Annotated in this window: 4 protein-coding genes and 1 pseudogene; 4 read left to right on the top strand and 1 reads right to left on the bottom strand. The window is 46.0% G+C overall.

The annotated features are described in order from the left end of the window. The 3 genes from F6K20_RS27380 to bioF all read left to right on the top strand — a co-directional run. Positions 1-185 (top strand): hypothetical protein (locus tag F6K20_RS27380; RefSeq protein WP_287296765.1); only part of this gene is annotated, 185 nt, incomplete at its 5' end. A gap of 342 nt (positions 186-527) precedes the next feature. After that, complete coding sequence (locus F6K20_RS27375) at positions 528-959, top strand: hypothetical protein (RefSeq protein WP_137985829.1); 432 nt, start codon at positions 528-530, stop codon at positions 957-959. 48 nt (positions 960-1,007) lie between these two features. After that, the gene (gene bioF / locus F6K20_RS27370; protein ID WP_008182365.1) at positions 1,008-2,177 is read left to right on the top strand and encodes an 8-amino-7-oxononanoate synthase; all 1,170 of its coding nucleotides are present in this window, start codon (positions 1,008-1,010) and stop codon (positions 2,175-2,177) included. Positions 2,178-2,197: 20 nt separating this feature from the next. On the opposite strand, the gene F6K20_RS27365 is transcribed toward bioF, so the two are convergent. Then, a complete protein-coding gene (locus F6K20_RS27365; RefSeq protein ID WP_287296764.1) occupies positions 2,198-3,868 on the bottom strand; it encodes a CocE/NonD family hydrolase in 1,671 nt (556 codons plus the stop codon). 12 nt (positions 3,869-3,880) lie between these two features. Here F6K20_RS27365 and F6K20_RS27360 point away from each other — a divergent pair. Beyond that, a pseudogene (locus F6K20_RS27360) lies at positions 3,881-4,061 on the top strand (hypothetical protein); the annotation flags it as partial.

The following is a 4,061-nucleotide window of genomic DNA, read 5'->3' as shown; positions in this document are numbered from 1 at the left end:
CCATGAGGAACTGCCGTGGTTTCCCCCACTCGGGCAATAATCAAGACAGGAAAATTCTGCTATTCAACTCACAAAATTTTCTGAATACGGCCTTTTTCCACTATTCCCTGCTCCGAAGTCCCTGCTCCGGAGTCCCTGCTCCGAAGTCCCTGCTCCGAAGTCCCTTTGCCAGACTGTTTATTTAGCATAACAAGTACATAAGAACCCTAGTTTGATCTACAATCTAGTAATTGAAGAATCCAGAATTTAAAAATGTTTCATTTTCAGGACTTACTTAGCTATTATAGCTGGTGAATTTCGACTATTTATTAGCATAAAATTATTATTTTGTCAACTGCATTTTGATAGATATAGATAGTTAACAGTTCCGGTAATTCATCCCCAGATCCAATCTATAATTTAGTAGGGGATAGGGATCCGTGTAGGAATTGTGAGAATTTTTGATGCCATATTCCCTACTCCCTATTCCCTACTCCCTATTCCCTTTGCTAGATGATGAGTCAATACTATTAGGATCGTGAAGTTTGGTGGCAGACATGAAAATTTACCAAAAATCTTTTTTGAATAACAAACTCTGTAGCATCCTCTTGTTGCTGACTGTGGGAGTAACATTACTCAGTAGCTGCTCCCCTAACAAAATGGAGAAGTGCAAGCTGATTGAGGTTGAACCCAGGGAAGTTGAGCTAGACATCAAGGACACTGATATTGAGGGATGGGAATTAGAGGTACTTTGTGGTGACCAACTTTGGGATATCCCATGGTCAGAAATTAATCGGCACTTCAAGATTGACCTGAAGAAGTATTACTCGAAGAATCCACAAGCAGCTCAACGGCAGCTGCAACGACTGGAGCAACGACTACTTTTCTATAAACCAGACAACAAGAGGGGAAATATCCTATACGGTTCTTTAGATGGCAATCCAGAGTTAGTTGGGGTGAAGGCGAAAAAAGATGATTAAGATTCAACCGGCACCAAGCCCAAGTCTCACCACCAAATACAATGTCTAATGTCTACTGACCCTTATGCTTGGCTAAAGCTATCCCTGGCCACGATTGAGAAAGCCAATTGGTATCGTTCAGTACAAACTCTACAAAGTATGCCTGGTGCTGTGGTGCAACTGGAAGGGCGAGAGGTGATTAACTTCGCTAGTAATGACTATCTGGGACTGGCAGGCTCACCTCCTTTAATCGCAGCTGCAGTTACTGCTACTAAGGACTATGGTACTGGCAGCACTGGTTCGAGATTACTCACTGGACACCGGGAACTGCATCGAGAATTGGAAAATGCGATCGCATCTCTCAAACAAACTGAAGATGCGATCGTCTATAGCTCTGGGTATTTGGCAAATATAGGTACGATTGCGGCGTTAGTAGGGAAACGGGATTTAATCCTAGGGGATCAGTACAACCACTCCAGCCTAAAAAATGGGGCAATTTTGAGCGGAGCCCAGGTAATTGACTATGAGCACTGCAATATGGCTTCTTTGCAGGGTCAACTGATTCAATACCGACAACAGTACCGCCGTTGCTTAATTGTTACTGATAGCGTCTTTAGCATGGATGGTGATTTATGCCCCTTGCCTGAGCTATTAGGGTTGGCAAACCAATTTAATTGTATGCTCCTGGTGGATGAAGCCCATGCTACGGGAGTTTTGGGCGCTACAGGCGCTGGGTGTGTGGAACATTTTGGCTGTACTGGAGAAACGATTATTCAAGTTGGCACCCTCAGTAAAGCTTTGGGTAGTTTGGGAGGGTATGTTGCAGGTTCGGCAGTTTTAATTGATTTCCTCCGAAATCGTTCTCCTAGCTGGATTTACACCACTGCGTTATCTCCAGCAGATACAGCAGCAGCATTGGCAGCAATCCAAATTGTCCAACAAGAACCAGAACGGTGCGCTCAACTTAGGAATAATGTAGAGACTCTCAAACAGTTAATTACTCAACAGCTGCCTAATCTCAACTGTTTGCCCTCCGAGTCACCTATCCTTTGCATTTCCATAAATAGTGCTACTGAGGCTCTTGCTGTTGGGGAAACCTTGAAAGCAGCTGGTATCTTTGCCCCTGCTATTCGTCCTCCTACAGTGCCTACGAGTCGAATTCGGATCTCAGTTATGGCAACTCATACATTGGATCATTTCGAGCAGTTAGTTGCTGCTTTGGAGACCTGTCAGCTATAGCGCTAAATTGATCATGGCGCTCATTTTGGGTCAGAGTTAAAAATAGGTAATAAAACACGAGTTGGATAATCTCCTCCACAACTCACTATCAAAGTAATAATCTCAGCATCCATCAATCGACTTTCACCAGGAAAAGCCCCGGTGCCGGAATTGACTGGATAAGCGGGAAAACAAGCCCCACTTAAGCTCAAGCGCAACTGATTCCCTTGGGCAATACGCACAAAAGTTGCTTGGAATCGAATACGCCACGGATTAGTATTGTCTCCAGGATTCACCCGCCCATATCCCTGAGTGACATGGTAAACCCTGCCATCGGGATGGACTTCCGACAACACTGCACAGATATCAAAACTGGGAGTATCAGCTGTGCAAAACACCTCTACCAGCACATCCCCTACCAAATGTAAATTTTCTGCTAAGGGTGGAGAGGTGTAGGTTAAAACATCTGTGCGACAATCTATGGAAGTGCGATCGCATGAACCGACTGGCATGGCTGCATGACCCCCTATTGCTGGAACTGGACGCCAAGGGTCATGAACTAATAGATCACAGGATAGATCAAAGGTATGCTGGATTTGGGATACTCCCTGTGTCTGCGATCGCTGTTGCATTCCTTGAGACTCTTCTGGGACTAATTTTCCAGAATCTTCCCTGACACTGGCTAAACCGGAAGTTACCAGATAATAAGATTTCTGATTTCCATCAGGCCAACTATCAAAATAACGCCACCGATTAGTTCCCATCTCAAATAGAGAAATAGGGGGTTGCTCAACCACGTTGGTATCAATTCCTTTGAGGAACTGGTCAAACCAACGCACTTGCAAGCCATCAACGGGACTATTCGCCTCGGGACCGTAATCGACTGCTCCCACTTTACGCCCCCAAGGCAGGTGCGCCCAAGGTCCAATGATCAGATGCTGGGGCGAACTGGCATGAGATGCCATATCCTTATATAAATGAAGCGTCCCTCGCAAAAATGGGTCAAACCATCCGCCAATGTGTAACATGGGCATGTCTACATCCTGCATCATTCCCTTGGGAGATAGTTTTTCCCAGTATTCATCTGGGTGAGGATGGTCTAACCAGTCGTGATAAAAGGAGTCTGGTGCTAAGTCTTGGAGAATTTGAGGCCGAGCCGGAATTGGGTCATACAGGGGTAAATTCCGAGATGCCGCATACAGCAGTTGATAGGCTTGCTCATCTCCCCGCAATCGTGCCGTTTCTGTTGCTAATTGTATCGCCCAACCCAGATTAGCTTGTAAACAAAACGCCCCTCCCTCATAGGCCCAATCGCTGTATAAATCATAGCCAATCATCGCTGGACAGATCGTTTTCAGAGCGCTGGGATAGCTGGCAGCAGCGTACAGTTGAGTCATCCCCTGATAGGAAAAGCCGTACATGCCCACATCCCCAGTGCTACCGGGTAAACTGGCTGCCCAGTTAACACTATCAAAGCCATCTTCCACTTCGTGGGCAAACAAATCAAACTTACCGTCTGAAGTGCCCCTCCCCCTGACATCTTGAATCACCACAATGTAACCGTGGGCAGCATACCAAGTGGGATGAGCATAGACTACCGTAGATGCGATCGCTCTTCCATAGGGTTGCCGCATCAGCAAGACGGGAAACTCACCAGCACTATCGGGACGGTAGATATCCGCATCCAGCCGCACTCCATCCCGTGTTACCATTGATGCTGTTTCTTGTTTAACCTTCAACCTTCCAACCTTCAACCTTCCAACCTTCAACCTTCCAAACTTCAACCTTCCAACCTTCAACCTTCCAACCTTCAACCTTCCAACCTTCAACCTTCCAACCTTCAACCTTCCAACCTTCAACCTTCCAACCTTCCAACCTTCAACCTTCCAACCTTCAACCTTTCAA

This window comes from Moorena sp. SIO2C4 (assembly GCF_010672485.1).
Classification (GTDB): domain Bacteria; phylum Cyanobacteriota; class Cyanobacteriia; order Cyanobacteriales; family Coleofasciculaceae; genus Moorena; species Moorena producens.
This window is presented reverse-complemented; position numbering and strand designations above follow the sequence as displayed.

Excerpts from the sequence above, each read along its gene's own strand:
- bioF (WP_008182365.1), top strand. The coding sequence starts at position 1,008 with ATGTCTACTGACCCTTATGCTTGGCTAAAGCTATCCCTGGCCACGATT.
- F6K20_RS27365 (WP_287296764.1), bottom strand. The coding sequence starts at position 3,868 with ATGGTAACACGGGATGGAGTGCGGCTGGATGCGGATATCTACCGTCCC.